This window comes from Synechocystis sp. PCC 7339, assembly GCF_019924095.1.
Lineage (GTDB): Bacteria > Cyanobacteriota > Cyanobacteriia > Cyanobacteriales > Microcystaceae > Synechocystis.
In genome coordinates, this window is sequence record NZ_CP063659.1 from 2058368 (window position 1) to 2075168 (window position 16801).

Here is a 16801-nt window from a genome sequence, read left to right on the forward strand (position 1 = left end):
GGACAGTGCAAAATGATTTGGGACTGGGCAAGACGATATAATGGCCCCCTTGGGTATGAGCCGATGATTTATCCTATCCCTGGGGAATGCCCAAGTGCGAGTATTTCTTCCTCCCTTGTCCACTGTCGACGTTTACCATGGCCTACTACTGGTTTAAAGCCTTTCACCTGATTGGCATTGTTGTTTGGTTTGCTGGATTATTTTATTTAGTGCGTCTTTTTGTCTATCACGCTGAAGCAGACCTGGAGCCGGAACCAGCCAAAACCATCCTTAAAAAACAGTATGAGTTGATGGAAAAGCGGCTTTACAATATCATCACGACCCCCGGCATGGTGGTTACCGTGGCCATGGCGATCGGTCTTATTTCCACGGAACCAGAAATTCTCAAATCCGGTTGGCTCCATATCAAACTCACCTTTGTAGCTTTACTTTTGCTCTACCATTTCTACTGTGGAAGGGTGATGAAAAAGTTGGTTCAGGGAGAATCCCAATGGAGTGGGCAACAGTTTCGGGCATTAAATGAGGCCCCGACTATTTTGCTCGTGGTAATTGTCCTACTGGCGGTGTTTAAGAGTAATTTGCCCCTGGATGCCACCACTTGGTTAATTGTGGCTTTGGTAATTGCCATGGCAGCTTCGATTCAACTCTATGCCAAAAAACGTCGCCGGGACCAAGCACTACTGACGGAACAGCAAAATGCGGCTTCGGCCCAAAATTAGTGGCTGAAGTGGCTGACATAGTGGCCGTAACTACCCATAAATAAGGGAGTTGAGTTTAAGCTAAGCTCCATGCTTACTGCCTAACTCCGCCACCGCTTGGCCCGTTACTTATATTTTTACCCAAATATTTTCCATCACCCACTGATGTCCCATACTCTGACTAAGCTCGATCTACCTACCCTACAAACGGATCTGGAAAATGCCACCGCCCAACAGATCATTACCTGGGCGGCCCAGACCTTTGGCCCCGGCTTGGTGATGAGTACTAGTTTCGGCATTCAGGCGGCGGTGATGCTCCATTTGGTGACTAGTATTGTGCCCAATATTCCCGTTATCTGGATTGACACGGGCTATTTACCGCTGGAAACCTATCAGTTTGCGGATCAATTGACCAAACGATTGCAATTGAATTTAAAAGTTTACCAATCTCCCCTCAGTCCGGCCCGCATGGAAGCCCTCTACGGCAAACTCTGGCAACAGAAGGACGTGGAATCCCTCAATCGCTATGACCAGATTCGCAAGGTGGAACCGATGCAGAGGGCTTTAAAGGAGTTAGAGGTGATCGCCTGGTTAACGGGGTTAAGAAGAGACCAAACTCGGCACCGCCAGAACTTAAAACCAGTGGATCTCCAGGGCAATCAATACAAGGTGTTGCCTATTTTGGACTGGACTTCTAAGATGGTTTATGAATACCTGACAGCCTACGATTTACCCTACCATCCCTTTTTTGACCAGGGCTATGTATCCGTGGGGGATTGGCATTCCAGCCGGCCCTTGACGGCCCATGATGAGGATGAAAGGGACACCCGTTTCCACGGCCTCAAACAGGAATGTGGTTTGCATTTACCCCTGTCGCCGGAAGCTGGCCAGAGTTTGGATTCCAGTGCTTTGTAGGGCAGTCAATGGCACTCGAAAGCTCTACTAACCTATTGCCTGGAGCTCGGCTTAATTTTTGCTCAATGCTTCCGATAAACACTCAGCGGCCTGTTCTACCAAGGGAATAGTTTGTTGATACACCATGCGGGTAGGTCCCAAAATGCTCACACTCCCCACCGGGACTTGTTTTTGACGGTAAACCGCCGATACCAGGGTGCACGGATGCATGGATTCCAAGGGATTTTCCGCCCCAATGCGGAGGGTCACCACGGGCCGAGTCCGAGGGGCCATTTCCCCCATCAGTAGACTAGCTTCCTGGCCCAAGTTACCCAGACTATCCCAACAGTCATCGGGGTCAAATAAGAGGGAAAACAATTGCTCCTGTTCCTGTTCCAACAGAGACAACAACATTTGCACTTGTTCCAACTGGGAAAACTCCGGTTGCTGAATTACCTTGGAAACCCCATGGACTACTAAGGGCCCCGCCATGCGCCGTTGTAGAAGGGGTTTGATTTGTTGTTGTAAACCCAGCAAAAAATCTGCGTAAATACTAAATTTCTGATCTAGCTCCTGCCAATTTAAATGGCTCAATTCGGAAAGGTTTTTACCTCGCAATTGGGCATTGAGAAAATTAGAAAAAATTGCCAATTCCTGTTCCAATTCCCCTTCCTCCTTTGCTTCCATGGTGGCGGGCAAATCCAGGGTGAGGGAATGGGTATGGTAGCTGTCAGTAACCAGAATAATTAATATCTGATGGGACGGTAACAGCATCAATTGTAGATGGCGCAACTGCACTGTTTCCGTTTGGGGAAAGGTAATTAGGGCAATGTAGCCGCTCAAACCAGCCAAAATTTGCCCCATTCTCTGGATCAGGGCTTCAAAGTGCCACTTGTCGCCGTTAATTTCATTTTCTAATTGTTGCTTAACGGTGCGGCTCTGGCGATCGCTCCAGGTTAAAAGATTATCTACGTAGATGCGGTAGCCGGAGTCAGAAGGAACCCGACCGGCGGACACATGGGGCTGATAAAGTAAACCCGCTTTTTCTAGTTGCCCGAGGGCATTGCGAATGGTGGCGGAACTGACGGCAAATTGATACTCCTGGACCAGGGTTTGGGATCCCACAGGCTCGGCGGTGGCGATGTAGTGCTGAACGGTGGCTCGGAGAATTTGCTGATGGCGATCGTTTAAGCGGAGGGGCTTCACCATTGTTTCCTAATTGCGGGCTAAGGACTAGATATTAAAACGGTTGGTGTCAGGATGGATAAATTGGATTTAAAGTTAAAAGTTGGTAAAAAGCTCTTAAAAAAATTAGATTATAAGGTAATTACCCAGGATTTGCTCGGGCCGTTGCCGGAGAGCCCTGGATTAGATCTGAATCATCTGATTAATTTAAAGTTAAGCAAGCGGAGAGGGTGGGATTCGAACCCACGTTGAGTTTCCCCAAACCCGATTTCAAGTCGGGCGCATTCGACCACTCTGCCACCTCTCCAAGGGGTCAAAGATTAGTTAATCATCTTACCATGGTCGTCCTAGGGACATTGCCCAGTCAATTTTGTTCGGCACTGCATTGGGGTTTAAGCAGTCCTGGGATGGTAGCCAGTAACTCCCCGGCGATCGCCAGAGGGTCTTGATCCGCCTGTAGGGGGAACCGGAGATCTGCCTGGGCGTAGAGGGGTTGACGTTGGGTCAATAAATTTCCTAACCGTGCCTCTAGATTTTCCACCTGGAGCAGGGGCCGGTGTTCATCCCCCTGGAGTCTGGCTAAGAGTAATTCCAGTGAACCATCCAGCCAGATAACCAGGCCGTGGTGCAGATAGCTCCAATTTTGTCGCCGGAGCACTACTCCCCCACCCGTGGCAATCACACTTCTGGTCTGGGCAGCCAGATGTCCCAACACCTCCGTTTCCAAATTCCGAAAATTATCTTCCCCATCTTCCGCAAAAATGTCGGCGATCGCCTTACCGGCCACGCGCTCAATTAACACATCTGCATCGAAAAAACGATACCCCAACTGTTCCGCCAACAGTGGGCCGACAGTGGATTTACCACTGCCCATCATACCGATCAGAAACAGGTTAACGCCTTGTAATTGTTCTTTAATTAAGTCCTGGGCCATGGCAAAAGTTGCAGAGATTGAAAAATAGTGAACAGTGGTCCGAAGTTGATTTGCACCTGGGGTTTGGCAACACATCGGCGTTCCCTAGCTTAAATTATCTTGATGTTCAAAGAAGGCTCGCTTTCGGGAATCGCCATTACCATTGGAGGGAAAGACGTTGAACTTGTTTAATCGCCATTATGGGTAAGAATCTCCTCGAACAACTGCGACAATTTACGGTGGTGGTGGCCGACACCGGCGACATCCAAGCCATCGAAACCTTTACCCCCAGGGATTCCACCACTAATCCTTCCTTGATTACGGCGGCGGCCCAGATGCCCCGATACCAAGAAATTGTGGACAGCACCCTGCTCAAAGCTAAGGAGGAAGCGGGGGAAAATGCCTCCGTCAAAGACATTGTCCGCCTAGCCTTTGACCGTTTGGCCGTGGCTTTTGGGGTCAAAATTCTAAAAATTATCCCCGGTCGGGTTTCCACGGAAGTCGATGCCCGTCTTTCCTACGACACGGAAGCCACCATTGCTAAAGCCCGCTACCTGATTGGAGAATATGCCAAAGCTGGTATTGATAAAAAACGCATTCTGATCAAAATTGCTTCCACCTGGGAAGGCATTAAGGCGGCAGAAGTGCTGGAAAAAGAAGGCATCCACTGTAACCTCACCCTACTGTTTGGGCTCCACCAGGCGATCGCCTGTGCCGAAGCTAAAGTCACCCTCATTTCTCCCTTTGTCGGGCGCATTTTAGACTGGTATAAAAAATCGACCGGCAAGGAATATGCCAGCCACGAAGATCCTGGGGTGCAGTCCGTCACCACCATTTACAACTACTACAAACGCTTTGGTTATAAAACTGAAGTCATGGGGGCGAGTTTCCGCAATATTGGCGAAATAACCGAATTGGCCGGCTGTGACCTCTTGACCATTTCTCCCCAGCTATTAGACCAACTGCGTAACACTGAAGAGGATCTGCCCCGCAAACTTGATCCAGCCACAGTGCCCCAGGACATTGAAAAAATTGCCATGGACAAGGCCACCTTTGACAAAATGCATGCGGAAGATCCCATGGCGTCGGAAAAACTAGCCGAAGGCATTGCCGGATTTACCAAAGCTTTAGAGGTTTTGGAGCATCTGTTGGAAGAACGGTTAAAGGTTCTTGACGGCCAAGAACACATCAAACATGGGGCAGAGGAAATTTTCCATGCCTACGATCTAGATGGGGACGGTTTTATTACCAGGGAAGAATGGGCCGGCACCGATGTGGTTTTTGATGCCCTAGACCGGGATCACGATGGTAAGATTACCGCCGCTGAAATGTCTGCGGGCTTGGGGGCCGCTTTCCGTTTGGCTTCTGTCAGCTAATGGGTTAGCTTCATTGGCAAACAAAATTGTGGCCAGAGATGGGCCATCGTCAATGATCGGGGGGAAATCTATGGGTCTGTTGCTTTCCCCTGCTTTCCCCCCACCGTCATAATTTTCCTTGGTTAGAATGGTCGCGCAATTTTTTTGCTGATTTGACGTCAGTTTAGAGGCGAGGGAAGGCGCAGATTCCGCTAAACTGGGGGGGGATTGCAATGTTTCTTTACTTAGCCACTATTTAAGCAATATGACGATTGAAATAGGTCAAAAAGTTAAGGTTTACCGCCTGCGGGACCGGGTTTCCCCCGATGTGGTGGGTAAACTGGGTAAAGTCGGTGTCGTTAAGGATTTTAAAATGACGGATGGCAGTGGCATCGGCGCCGTGGTTTCTTTTGATGACCGTACCGCCACCTGGTTTTTTGAGGACGAACTCAAAGCCATTTGATGATCGGTTTCACTCTCCCCCATTGGTTTTGACTACCTTGGATTCTAGGAAATTGCTGTGGCATTAGTTCTAACTTTTTTAGGAAAAGGTGGCGTTGGCCGGACTACGGTGGCGATCGCCGCGGCCAAAAAGCTGGCCCAGGCAGGCCAGAGGGTGCTGGTGCTGGGGCAAGATCCTAGTTTGGCCTGGCAATGGGGGACGACCCTGTCGGAAACAGCCCAGGGGGTGGAAGCTAACATTGATGGTTTACTGCTCAGTTCCACCCATCTGCTAGAAAGGGGTTGGGAAAAGCTCAAGGAAGTGGAAGCCCAGTATCTCCGATCGCCGGCCTTGAAAAATATCTACGGGGAAGAATTGGGGGTACTGCCGGGTATGGACGAGGTGTTGGTGCTCAATGCCCTGCGGGAATACGAACTCAGCAGTCGCTATGACGTGCTAATTTACGACGGCCCCGGTAACCTCTCCACCCTGAGAATGTTGGGTATTCCCGAAATTGCCAGTTGGTATTGGCGACGCTTCCAGAAAGTATTGGCAGATTCAGAAGTGGTGCAGACCCTTTCCCCCTTTGTGCAGCCAGTGGCCAGTGCGGTGCTGAGTGTGAACTGGAGTCCTGACCAAATGCTCAACCACCCCGATGGCCCCCAGAATTTGCTCCAGCAGGGTAAAACGGCGATCGCCGACCCGAGTCGGTTTGCGGCCTACTTGGTTACTAGCAACGATGCCCTGGCTCAAAAAACAGCCCAGAGCTATTGGGGCGGGGCCCAACAAGTGGGGGTAACGGTAAAGGGGGTAATTCAAACTCCCCTAGGCAACGGCAGTGTGGATACCAGTCTGTTTAATCCGTTGGCTGTTGCCGCTTTACCTACCTACAGCCAGGGTAATTGGCAACCCCTCATGGATGCGTTACCTAATCCCCAGGCCATGGGTTCTGCCCCCCGACCGTTGGAAATTGACGCTAATGCTCGACAGGTAAAGATATTTTTGCCCGGCTTTGATAAGCGCCAGGTGAAGTTAACCCAATCCGGGCCGGAATTGACCATCGAAGCAGGGGATCAACGGCGCAACATCGACCTCCCCGGTAACTTAAGGGGCAAAGCGGTGGCGGGGGCCAAATTCCAAGGAGGTTATTTAATTGTTAGTTTTTAGTGTCAATCTAGTTCAATCCCTACGTCGGCGTAGTTTCTGGTTCACCCTGGCCCTGGTGGGGGTGGCGATCGCCGTGGGTAGTTATTTAATCAATCCTTTTTCTAAAGTTATTCCCGATCCGGTGGTGGATACGGCTCTGGTATCGAGTCCCAGTAATGGAACCGAAAAAGCCGTTTTTGCCGGGGGCTGTTTTTGGGGTCTGGAAGCCATGTTTGAAGAAGTGCGGGGGGTTAAGGATGTACGAACGGGTTATAGCGGCGGTACTGAGGCGACGGCAAACTATGCCAGGGTTAGCGGCGGCGGCACGGACCATGCGGAATCCATTGAAATCGTTTACGACCCAGCCCAGGTAAGTTACGGCGAACTGTTGAAAATTTTCTTTTCCGTTGGCCACGACCCTACCCAAGTTAACCGCCAGGGGGTAGACCAGGGTCGTCAATATCGTTCGGCCATTTTTGCCACCACTCCCGAACAGAAACAGGTGGCCCAAGCCTACATCGACCAGCTAGAAAAAAGTCAAGCCTTTGACCAGGCGATCGCCACGGAGGTGAATGACTTTGATGCCTTTTATCCGGCGGAAGACTATCATCAAGATTTTGTCCAACGCAACCCAGCCCATCCCTATGTGTTAGTGCACGATTTGCCCAAACTGCATAAATTTCGTCAGCAGTACAGCGATAAATTGAAAACCCAAAGTTAGAACATGTTTGAAAAGCCCCTCGATCTCCCAAGCTTGGGGGGAAATAGAGTCAAAGTCCCTCAGTATTGCCTGAGCTTTAGAGGGCAAAATCAGACTTTACAAACAGGCTCTTAGGGGCTAGAAAGCTTTAAGCTAACTTTTTGCCTAATGGGAGAGAGTCTAGGGCTATGGCCTTGCCCAATTCAACAAATGCCAGTAATTGGCAAAATACCGACAGACATTATTGATCCAAAATCAATGACCGATATTCAAAAACAGTTACAAGAAGAATTGGCCCCCATGGATTGGGGCACCATCATTCCCCATGCCAAAAGGGATGCGGTGATTGTAGTGGATGGGAGTTTAGATTTGCTCTCCGTCGGCCTGGCGATCGCCAAGGATGAAGTTAACCAGGTCAATCATTGGATTAGTGAATTACTGATCCATAAGCCCACGGAACAGGAATTAACCGATTGGAATGATCAGCCGGAACGGGAATTTCAAACTCTAATTGTCCAACCCTATGTGTTAGTGCAAGCCTGTTGAGTTGACGAATTTTGGCCACAGATTCTCAAGAGTACAAGCTAAGCCTCAATAGCCCGGATTTGGGTCAGGATAGCCTCCGCTTTTTGGGCCATATCCCCTTTCCCCTGGGCATTAAACAACGAGGCCGCCTTGGTCAGATCGGCGATCGCCTTGGGTTCGTCCCCCAAACGGTATTGGGTTAAGCCCCGGTTGAAATAGGCTTCAGCGGTATTGGGATCCAACTGGATGGTTTGGTTATAGTCCGCTAGGGCCTGTTGGTCTTGCTTGAGGCGGTTATAGGTCAGCGCCCGGTTGTAATAGGCATTGGCATGCTGGGCATTAATGCGGATGGCGTCGTTATAGTCGGCGATCGCCGTGGTTTCGTTGCCTAATTGGGACTGGGAATTACCTCGATAAACGTAAAAATCTGCGTAATTGGAATTAATTTCGATGGCACTACTGCAATCTTGAATAGCTTTGTCGTACTGACTTAATAAAAAGTAGGCGTAACAGCGGTTACCCAGGGCATAGGCAAATTGGGGATTTAAACTAATGGCCTGGTTGTAGTCCGTAATGGCTGCTTGGTACTGTCCCAAAACGTGTTTGGCATAGCCCCGGTTGTAATAAGCATCGGCATCCTGGTCATTGAGTTTAATGGATTCTGTAAAATCGGCGATCGCCCCGGAGAAATTTTGGGCCGCCAATTTATCGACCCCGTCGTTGTACCATTGCACCGCTGATTTGGTTTGGGCCAACACCGGCAAGCTTAGACCCCAGGCAACGGTCAAAGCCATTACAGTGAAGCGTTGGGGCCAGGAAAAAAGATGTGGGGATGCCATAGGATTTTTCAGAATTAACGTCAGGTCAATGGGAGATGGGGGCTTTGTTGGGCCTAGATTAGGACAATCGACTCGTCAGGGGGAATGGGATCTGTTTGAAGTTGGATTAATTGACACTCCCTTACCCAAGGTTGATGAACCATGGTAACAAGCTGGGAATTACCAATTGATCTCCCCTCAACCAGGCAATCAACAGGGCCAAGGCTAAACATCCCCCCAGGGTTAAGCCCAACAGGGCCAACGCAAAAAACTCCCCCGCCGACAAAGGGCGATCGCTGGCATCCAAGTAGGCTGAATTTTTCCCTAGGGTTGTCGATGTAGCCGAATTTTGCCCCTGGGGTCGATCCGGCGGTACCTGAATCACATTGCACCGGGAATAGCCGATTTGCAAATCATACACAGAACGGCGATCGGGATTGCTCAAAACAGCATAGGCCTCATTCAAACGTTGAAATTTGACCGTGGCAATGTCCGGGGTCAACAGGGTGGTGTCTGGATGGTAACGCTTGCTCAACTCTCGATAGGCTCGACGGATGGCCACCGGAGAAGCGGCGGGGTGTAGTTCCAACACACCGTAATAGCTATCCGCAAAAGGGGAAGGAAATCCCCCTGGCCTGGGTCGAGATTGGCTGGAATAGGAATTAGAAGACACGGGAAAGTTTACATTGGAAAAGGCTTTGCCCTATTTTAGACTGAGTTTTTTCCACGATGATTATGTCTGTGTGTTTGCCTTGGCTGGCCCGTTGTCGCCGCTTTCTCCTAGTTACCTTTGCCTTTGCTATGCTACTGCTGGGAATCTGGGGCACTCTGCCTCCATCTCTCACCAACGACGGCACGGCGATCGCCGCTTTGGAAGATGACCGTTACGATGGCAACATTTTTGTCGTTTATGCTGGCAATGGTTCCCTTGTGCCGCCCCGCTTGAATTTGAAGGATTCCTTTGAGCGTAAGTTACCAGTTATTTTGGTTTACTACCTTGACGACAGTAAAGATTGCAAACAATATGCTTTCATCGTTTCCCGTATGCAGGAATTTTACGGCCGGGCCGCTAGCATTATCCCCGTATCCGTTGATGGTATTCCCGACCGAAAACGTTTCCGTCGAGATGAGCCCGGCTATTACTACAGCGGTGGGGTCCCCCAGACGGTAATCCTAGACAAAAACGGCAAAAAAATATTTGATGCCCAGGGCGTTCTGAAATTTGAAGTGGTGGATGATGTACTGCGGGATCTGTTTGATCTGTTGCCCCGGTCGGAGTCCGTTGAGCTTAAACAGCGCACCTACAACGAATTTAATAGCGAATTAGTTGATTAATCAATTTATCCCGGCCAGAAAAAAACGGATAGGCCCATTGGGTTTATCCGCTTTATGGTCAATTTTTTACGAGTAAAGTTAGGCAAAAAGTTTAGGGATCGTGATCGCTGGAGCCAAAGTCGAAATCGTCCAGGGAAACTGAAGTTCCGGCCTCGCCACTGGAGGAACCAGTATCTCCCAACAGGGCATCCAGGTCATCCAATTCGCCGCCGCCACTGGAGGGGTCTTCGCCGAGCATATCCGCTAAGCCAGGAAAAAGATCGTCATCGTCACCCTGGTGCAACTTAGCTTGGTCTTCACTGCCTTCATCGGTTTGCAGTAGAGCCAGCAGATCATTGTCAGAAGAATTGGGGTCTTCATCCAAAATATTAACGAAAGGATCTCCCCCATGGGTTGCCGGATTGGCTTCCAACAGGTCTGGAAAATCACCACTCCCTTCGGCTAATATTTCCATGCTGGCAAAACCAGCGCTGATGGGCTCTTCGTTGGAAAATTCGGGCAGGAACTCATCTTCATTCTGCCCAGGGAAAAGCTCGGCATCTTCTGTTTGCAATTCTAAGAGAAAGTCAAGGTCATCGGCCTCAGCGTCCCCATCCCCCGGCGGAATTTCTTCGGTGGTTAGCTCAGGGGCCTGGCCATCTGTGCCGAGACTGGCCAGCAGATCCTCGGAAAGGTTCACATCATCATTGGTGTCAGAGGTGAAGGAAAAATCTTCGCCGAGGTCTTCCAATTCCCCTAAAGTCTCCGTTGGTGTCTCGGTGAATAAAGGGAGTTCTGGCGTGGATTCTTCGCCACTCAATTCGGCTAGAAATTGGTCATCCCTTTGTTCCGTTGCCGCCGCTTCTAGCGTTTGTTCTGCTGACTGTTGTCCGGGGTCGGTGATGCCCTCCACATTAATGTCTGGTAATTCCGTTGCCAAATCCATTGGTCCAAGATTCTGTTCCCCCTCGCCAAAATTCATATCCGGCAGGGACTCTTCTGCTTGTGCTTGATTGCCATCAAAGGATTCAAAGGAGTCGGCTTCGGCGGGAGCATCAACCCAATTTTCTAAATCGGCTTCCGCTTCTGCATCGGTGGTTTCAGTGGGGGAGGCATCAAAGGGAGAAAAACCTTCTTCCTCGGCTATGGGTTCCTCTAGTTGCTCCTGTTGCTCTAGGGGTTCTACCTCCAGTTCCGTCGTGGCGGATTCATCTAACCAATTTTCTTCCTGCTCTGGGGCTGTTTCTGCTATTTCGGCAGTTTCTGCGGCGACGGTTGCCTCCATAAATTCTACTACGGGTTCGGCCGCTGGAATAAATTCCTCCCCTGGAGTCTCTGCAAATTCGGCGATCGCTGGGGGGGCAAAATCCTCCGTCAAGGGTTCTGGTGCTGGGGGAAAGGAATGCTGGAGGGCTTCAATTTCAGCTTGATGTTGGTTCTGGAGAGCCTGGACTGTAGCTTGATGGTCCTGCTCCATGGCCAGCAACTGAGCTTGGAGGGCTGCAACTTCATCGCCCTGGTCTGGGGGCCACTGTCCCTCTGCGGGCGCGCTTTCCCTGAGGGAATTAAGCTGATCTTGTAGAGCTGTTTTTTCCGCCGTCAACTGGGCCAGGGCTGTCGCTTGGGTTGCTTGGAGCTCGTCTAGCTGGTTACGATGGTTGGACTCCAGGGCTTCCAGTCTAGCTTGGAGAGCTTGGGTTTCTCCCTTTTGGGCTTCCAACTGAAATTGGAGAGTTTCGGTATCTTCACTGGCACTTTTGGCACGGCCCAATTTGCTTTTAGTGCTATCCAACTTTTTCTGAAGTTTGGTAACCAGGGTGAAGTAGGTACCGGCAAAACCAACGACTAGCCCGATGATTATCCCCAACCCCAAAGATAAAGTTTCCATGTAATGTCTCCAAAGTGACAGTTAAGTTAGAAAATACCCATTCTGACCAAGGAACTCAGCAGTAACGGGTTGTTAGTCCGGTTGACCAACGGGGAAAAGCAGTCTTTATTGAGCTAAAAGACTCAATTCACTGTAACAGTGTGTAACTCAATTGAATGAGCAAGATTAGCTTAAATGATAGGGAATTTTGGGAAAGCGGTGCCCCTAAGTCAAAATTTCTTAAGAATTAACCCCGTGGGTAGGGAAAAAATTGTCGACATTTCGCCCATCAAATTTGCACTGCTTTAACTTGTTTTAATGGGATTTTAATGGGAGCTTTGGCTTTCTGCAAAGGCGGCATATACCCCTTGGACGTTATACCAATTGAGGAAAATTCGGGCAATTTCTAGGGCTAGTTGGGGTCGACCATGGTCAATGAACCATTGGAGGAGGGGAGCCATTGTTTTTTCATTCAAGCGCCCTCCCAAGGAAAGTAATCCCCACAGCAACCAATGGAGTCTAGTCATTTGGATCATCAACCGCACTTCCCAGGTGGGATGTTTTTGGTAGAACAAAACCCCCATGCGACCCCGTTGTACTTCTTGGTCAATCAATTTGGGGATTTGTTGCAGGCTAAAGGGAGGATGCCAGTGGTAACCTACTGCCCGGGGGCATTTAACGAGTTTTAAGCCTAAATTTTTCAGTCTGACCCCCAATTCCAAATCTTCCCAGCCGTACAGTTGAAAGCCGGTGTCGAATAGTCCTGCTTCTAGTAACCATTGCTTGGCGATCGCCACGTTGCCGGTGGCAAAGAAAGCGGCGGAGTAATCCGTTAGTTTATAGGGCTCAGATTCCGGCGCATCAAAGTTGCAGGTGTTGACCACGGCCCCATAGGTAAAAACCCGATCCGAATTGTATTGTGTTTTGCCCCGTTGTAAACCTTCCGCGTGGGCTTGGAGAAATACCTCCGTCACCACCAGATCACTGTCAATGAAAATGATGGTGTCTCCCTGGGCCTGATTCACTCCTAGGTTACGGGCGGCGGCGGGGCCTTGGTGATCCTGCTCCCATGGCCGCACGTGGAGCAATTCCTGGCGATGTCCTTCCAGCCAAGCTAGGGTGCCATCGGTGGAGCCGTCATCCACCACCACAATTTCATAGCCTGCGATTAAATCTTGGTCAAAAGTCTGTTTTTCCAGGGCCCGTAGGCATTTTTCCAGGATCGGCAAACGGTTATAGGTGGGAATGACAACACTAAAAAACATAAATAAACCCAGGCATTTTCAAGGGACCTTCCAGCTTAACCCAGCCTAGGCGGCCAATAATTCCCGGGCTGTGCTGGCTACCTGTTCCGCCTTATCCTGGGCCAACTGTTGCAGTAAGCTTTGGCGATCGGGATGCTCCAGATGACCCACCGCCAGGGCCAACCGGTAACGCACTTGCCAGTCTTCGTCCTGGGCTAGGGGCACCAACAGGGGAAAGGCATCGGGGTTCCCCAGTTCTCCTAGGGCACTGATGGCCGCAGTGCGAATCAAACTATTCTCGGAACCAAGGGCGATCTTCAGTAGGTCGAAGCCCCGGCTATCCCCCATTTCCCCTAGGGTGGCCACAATGCTCATCTGTAAGAGCCATTCAGGGGTTTCTTCATAGGCTTTTTGCAAGTCAGGATAGGCAGCGGTTAACTTCAGTCCTCCGATCACATCCGCCGCCACCGATTGCACGTCAATTTCTGGATCGTTAAATAGGCGATCGCGCAGCAGTTGCAATGATTGTTCTAAATCAGCCCTACCTACCGGATCCAATTGACTAACAGCGGCATAGCGAATGCGGGGATTGGCATCGTTGACCAAAGGTTTCAATAAGGGAAAAGCCTGGGCTGGCTCCAGAGCCCGCAGTTGATTCAAACCCCGGACTTTATCACTAAAACTATCCGAATCCAGTAATGCTTTGATGGAGGTGAGAGAATCACTCATAACAAGATTGGAAAAATCAACTAAGGGCTAGGGTTAGGAATTAGGATGGGCTGGACCAACCCGGTGGGTGAAAATGCTGGAGGTCGACCAATTGTAGGACTTTTGTGGGGTAGCTGCCAAAAATTTTTAGCACTTCCGTGTACTGCTTTAGTTTTTCTAAGGCTTCCTGGAGCCTGGGTTCCGTTTGGCTGGCTTCTAAATCCATAAAGAAAACATATTCCCCCAAAGACCTTTTAGTGGGGCGGGATTCGATGCGGCTAAGGTTGATATTTCTTTCAGCCAATAATTTTAGGGGGTTCACCAACGCTCCCGGCATATTTAGGGGAACACTGAAGGCTAGGGTGGTGTGACTGCCATCCAATTGGCCCTGGGAGCTGATCGCCCAAAAGCGGGTGCAGTTGTCGGGATAGTCCTGGATGTTTGTGTGTAGTACAGGGAGATCAAAGAGGGTGGCGGCCCTAGGAGAGGCGATCGCTGCCGCCGTGGGGTCATCGCCAATAATCTGAATCGCTTCGGTGGTGGAGTTGGCCGGCACTAAACTCACCTGGGGAAGATGGGCTCCCAACCATTTCTGGCATTGCCCCAAGGCCTGGGGATGGGACACAACCCTAGTCAGATCTTCTAGAAGTTTTCCCCGGCTGAGCAAAACATGGGTGATGGGCAGCACCAATTCCTGTTGTATCTTCAAATTTTCCGCCGCCCAAAGGCCGTCCAGAGTAATGGCAATGCCCCCCTCCGTCGAATTTTCCACCGGCACGATCGCCACATCCACTAAGCCCTGGGCCGCCGCCTCTAGGGTTTTGCCAATACTGGGACAAGGCAAAAATTCCACCTCCTGCCCAGTGCGCCCCTGGTGCTGTTCCCCATAAACCAGGGCGACGGTTTCCGTGTTGGTTCCCCTTGGCCCCAAATGTGCAACGACCAATGGCGACATAAATTCTCCCCAGGAAAGCTGGTACAGAAAATGTTATCATTTTGCAGAGGAATTAGGTCGTGCCGAAGTAGCTCAGTGGTAGAGTAGCTGATTCGTAATCAGTTGGTCGTGGGTTCAAATCCCATCTTCGGCTTCATTACTTTTAGCCTGCCCGCCCGGTTTTCCCTAGTTTGTCCCGGTCTTTTTTAGGACAAATAAAAAGTCTAAGCAATTAAGCCTATACTTACTCTAATGTCGGACGCTATACCGCAAAGCTCTCGACATCTTGGCACACTGAAGCATCGGGAAATTTTAAGCTGTGGGGGCAGTGTAATTATGGATAAACAGGGTTACTGGTTTCCTATCCATCGTCGCGAACTAGTCCGCTGGATTAAGGGTAGTGGCAGTGCGAGTTTTTTGCAGAGTCCTCTGCTCCATAATGTTCTTTTGAATCTTCTGGTAGCTCTGTTTTATGTTGTGGGAATTAAGCTGAGTGACCAGTTGGTTAGCACCCTACTACCAGGAAGAATTGCCCCTGTTTGGTTTCCCTCTGCCCTCACCTTTGGTGTGTTTTTTCACTTCGGCCATTGGGTTACTCCCGGCATTATTCTTGGCTCAGTATTGGGTTTAGTTTCAGTACTTTCCACCTTTGATCCGCCCCCCAGCATTGGTCAATTTCTTGTGCTGGAAACAGCTTTTGCTGTTGCCAATACTCTTCAACCCTTTGTGGGGGATCTATGGCTGAAAAGAAAGCTCAGATCATTGGCCCAAAGGGAGTCCGTTCCCGTTATCAAGAACGGTGACAGCATACAAGACCCCTTGGCCATTATCAATCCATTCCAAAGGGTTTCCACCACCATTGCTTTTGTCCAAGGGGCCGTCATTGGCCCATTTTTGTCAGCGGTTATTGGTGTTAGCACTTTACTATTTTTAGGCATTGTTGCTAGGGAAAATTTTCTCTATTCTTGGATAACTTGGTGGTCTAATAGTGTACTGGCAATCATTGTTTTCACGCCGGTATTAATTAATATTCGCTTTTATCGTTTTCATCGTCATCATTTGTTCAATACCAAGCTAATTATCTCGATTTTTTTAACAGTTTTAGTTTGGTTTTTATCGTTTTATCATTCCTACCCACTCGCCTATATGTTTTTGCCACTAATTCTATTTGTGTTTTTTCACTTTGGCGATTTCTTTGCTAGTGTTTTCGTTGCTTTCTTTGCCTTTTTTGCTATTTTTGCTACTGCCCAAGGTCAAGGTGTGTTCAACTATGACTCCGGTAATAATTCGATAATATTTCTACAGATGTTTACGGCGGTGATTTCCATGACGGCATTGTTTTTTTCTGCCATTATTCAAGAAAAGAAAACTGCCCAACAAATTCTCTACCAAGCAGTAAGAAGTTTAGAAAATGAAGTGCAAAAAAGAACTGACAAATTAACCGCCGTTAACAAATCCTTGGAGTTGGCCAATGTTGAACTCAATAAACTAGCCCACATTGATAGCCTAACCCATATTCCTAACCGTCGTTACTTTGAACAACAATTTGCCGCAGAATGGCAAATTTTCCTCCAGAGGGGCCAGCGCTTAACGGTGATGATGGTGGATGTGGATCATTTCAAGCTCTATAACGACCACTATGGCCATGGCCGGGGAGATATTTGCCTCACGGAGATTGCCCAAATATTGCAAAGTTGCATCCGTCAACCAGGGTCTGACTTTGTTGCCCGTTACGGAGGGGAAGAGTTTGTCCTAGTATTGCCGGAAGTGGACCAACTCGGGGCGATCGCCATTGCCCAAAGAATTAAAGCTGCCCTGCAAACCCCAGGTATTCCCCACCAAGCAGTGGATTCGGCCGCCAATGTCACCTGTAGTATTGGCATCGCAGTGGCCTATTCTGGATTTGAAGGTGACAAGGAAACACTGCTTAAACAAGCAGACCAAGCCTTGTATTGCGCCAAACAGGCGGGCAGGAATCAATATTTTCTCTTCAACTATGCCGAGGTGTGAACCAACACCATTTCGGCGGATTCCATGACGAAGTGGCACAATGGGTGA

General features: G+C 49.5%; 17 protein-coding genes and 2 tRNA genes. 10 read left to right on the top strand and 9 right to left on the bottom strand.

The features are described from left to right. Positions 1-86: 86 nt before the first annotated feature. Both hemJ and cysH read left to right on the top strand, forming a co-directional pair. Positions 87-719, top strand: coding sequence for a protoporphyrinogen oxidase HemJ (hemJ, locus tag IQE94_RS09740; protein ID WP_212717858.1), 633 nt, complete (start codon positions 87-89; stop codon positions 717-719). A 144-nt stretch (positions 720-863) separates the two neighbouring features. Next, positions 864-1613 (top strand): phosphoadenosine phosphosulfate reductase, encoded by a 750-nt coding sequence (gene cysH, locus IQE94_RS09745; protein WP_223341820.1) that lies wholly within the window; start codon positions 864-866, stop codon positions 1611-1613. 51 nt (positions 1614-1664) lie between these two features. Here the strand turns inward: cysH and hrcA are convergent, their stop codons facing one another. The 3 genes from hrcA to IQE94_RS09760 form a co-directional block, all read right to left on the bottom strand. After that, positions 1665-2801, bottom strand: coding sequence for a heat-inducible transcriptional repressor HrcA (gene hrcA, locus IQE94_RS09750; RefSeq protein WP_212717860.1), 1137 nt, complete (start codon positions 2799-2801; stop codon positions 1665-1667). A gap of 198 nt (positions 2802-2999) precedes the next feature. Further along, positions 3000-3084, bottom strand: a tRNA-Ser gene (locus tag IQE94_RS09755). A gap of 57 nt (positions 3085-3141) precedes the next feature. Then, on the bottom strand, positions 3142-3711 hold the full coding sequence (locus tag IQE94_RS09760) for a shikimate kinase (RefSeq protein WP_212717861.1): 570 nt from the start codon (positions 3709-3711) through the stop codon (positions 3142-3144). 179 nt (positions 3712-3890) lie between these two features. Here IQE94_RS09760 and IQE94_RS09765 point away from each other — a divergent pair, with 179 nt between their 5' ends. The 5 genes from IQE94_RS09765 (at position 3891) to IQE94_RS09785 (ending at position 7879) form a co-directional block, all read left to right on the top strand. Next, positions 3891-5066, top strand: a complete 1176-nt coding sequence (locus IQE94_RS09765; RefSeq protein ID WP_212717862.1) for a transaldolase — start codon at positions 3891-3893, stop codon at positions 5064-5066. Positions 5067-5310: 244 nt separating this feature from the next. Then, a complete protein-coding gene (locus tag IQE94_RS09770) occupies positions 5311-5508 on the top strand; it encodes a DUF2862 domain-containing protein (RefSeq protein WP_010871443.1) in 198 nt (65 codons plus the stop codon). A gap of 57 nt (positions 5509-5565) precedes the next feature. Continuing rightward, positions 5566-6654 carry an ArsA family ATPase gene (locus IQE94_RS09775; protein WP_212717864.1) on the top strand — a complete coding sequence of 363 codons (1089 nt, stop codon included), beginning with the start codon at positions 5566-5568 and terminating at the stop codon, positions 6652-6654. Positions 6655-6709: 55 nt separating this feature from the next. Beyond that, entirely contained in the window at positions 6710-7354 is a 645-nt protein-coding gene (gene msrA, locus IQE94_RS09780; protein WP_212721716.1) for a peptide-methionine (S)-S-oxide reductase MsrA, read from the top strand. Between the two features lie 237 nt (positions 7355-7591). Continuing rightward, positions 7592-7879 (top strand): DUF2288 domain-containing protein, encoded by a 288-nt coding sequence (locus IQE94_RS09785; protein ID WP_194019987.1) that lies wholly within the window; start codon positions 7592-7594, stop codon positions 7877-7879. Positions 7880-7917: 38 nt separating this feature from the next. Here the strand turns inward: IQE94_RS09785 and IQE94_RS09790 are convergent, their stop codons facing one another. Further along, on the bottom strand, positions 7918-8697 hold the full coding sequence (locus IQE94_RS09790) for a tetratricopeptide repeat protein (RefSeq protein ID WP_212717866.1): 780 nt from the start codon (positions 8695-8697) through the stop codon (positions 7918-7920). A 121-nt stretch (positions 8698-8818) separates the two neighbouring features. After that, on the bottom strand, positions 8819-9349 hold the full coding sequence (locus tag IQE94_RS09795; protein ID WP_212717868.1) for a J domain-containing protein: 531 nt from the start codon (positions 9347-9349) through the stop codon (positions 8819-8821). Positions 9350-9405: 56 nt separating this feature from the next. On the opposite strand from IQE94_RS09795, the gene IQE94_RS09800 reads away from it, so the two are divergent. Then, entirely contained in the window at positions 9406-10011 is a 606-nt protein-coding gene (locus tag IQE94_RS09800) for a thylakoid membrane photosystem I accumulation factor (protein ID WP_223341821.1), read from the top strand. Positions 10012-10102: 91 nt separating this feature from the next. Here the strand turns inward: IQE94_RS09800 and IQE94_RS09805 are convergent, their stop codons facing one another. The 4 genes from IQE94_RS09805 to pheA all read right to left on the bottom strand — a co-directional run bounded on the left by IQE94_RS09805 (position 10103) and on the right by pheA (position 14764). Beyond that, positions 10103-11878: a hypothetical protein gene (locus IQE94_RS09805; protein ID WP_223341822.1), complete on the bottom strand. Its 1776-nt coding sequence runs from the start codon at positions 11876-11878 to the stop codon at positions 10103-10105. Between the two features lie 305 nt (positions 11879-12183). Continuing rightward, on the bottom strand, positions 12184-13122 hold the full coding sequence (locus IQE94_RS09810; RefSeq protein WP_212717875.1) for a glycosyltransferase family 2 protein: 939 nt from the start codon (positions 13120-13122) through the stop codon (positions 12184-12186). Between the two features lie 45 nt (positions 13123-13167). After that, positions 13168-13830 carry a phycobilisome degradation protein NblB gene (gene nblB / locus IQE94_RS09815; RefSeq protein ID WP_212717876.1) on the bottom strand — a complete coding sequence of 221 codons (663 nt, stop codon included), beginning with the start codon at positions 13828-13830 and terminating at the stop codon, positions 13168-13170. Positions 13831-13870: 40 nt separating this feature from the next. After that, the gene (gene pheA, locus IQE94_RS09820; protein WP_212717878.1) at positions 13871-14764 is read right to left on the bottom strand and encodes a prephenate dehydratase; all 894 of its coding nucleotides are present in this window, start codon (positions 14762-14764) and stop codon (positions 13871-13873) included. A 61-nt stretch (positions 14765-14825) separates the two neighbouring features. Here pheA and IQE94_RS09825 point away from each other — a divergent pair. Both IQE94_RS09825 and IQE94_RS09830 read left to right on the top strand, forming a co-directional pair. Then, positions 14826-14897: transfer RNA gene (locus IQE94_RS09825), tRNA-Thr, on the top strand. Between the two features lie 98 nt (positions 14898-14995). Continuing rightward, positions 14996-16753: an MASE1 domain-containing protein gene (locus tag IQE94_RS09830; RefSeq protein ID WP_223341823.1), complete on the top strand. Its 1758-nt coding sequence runs from the start codon at positions 14996-14998 to the stop codon at positions 16751-16753. Positions 16754-16801: the final 48 nt, after the last annotated feature.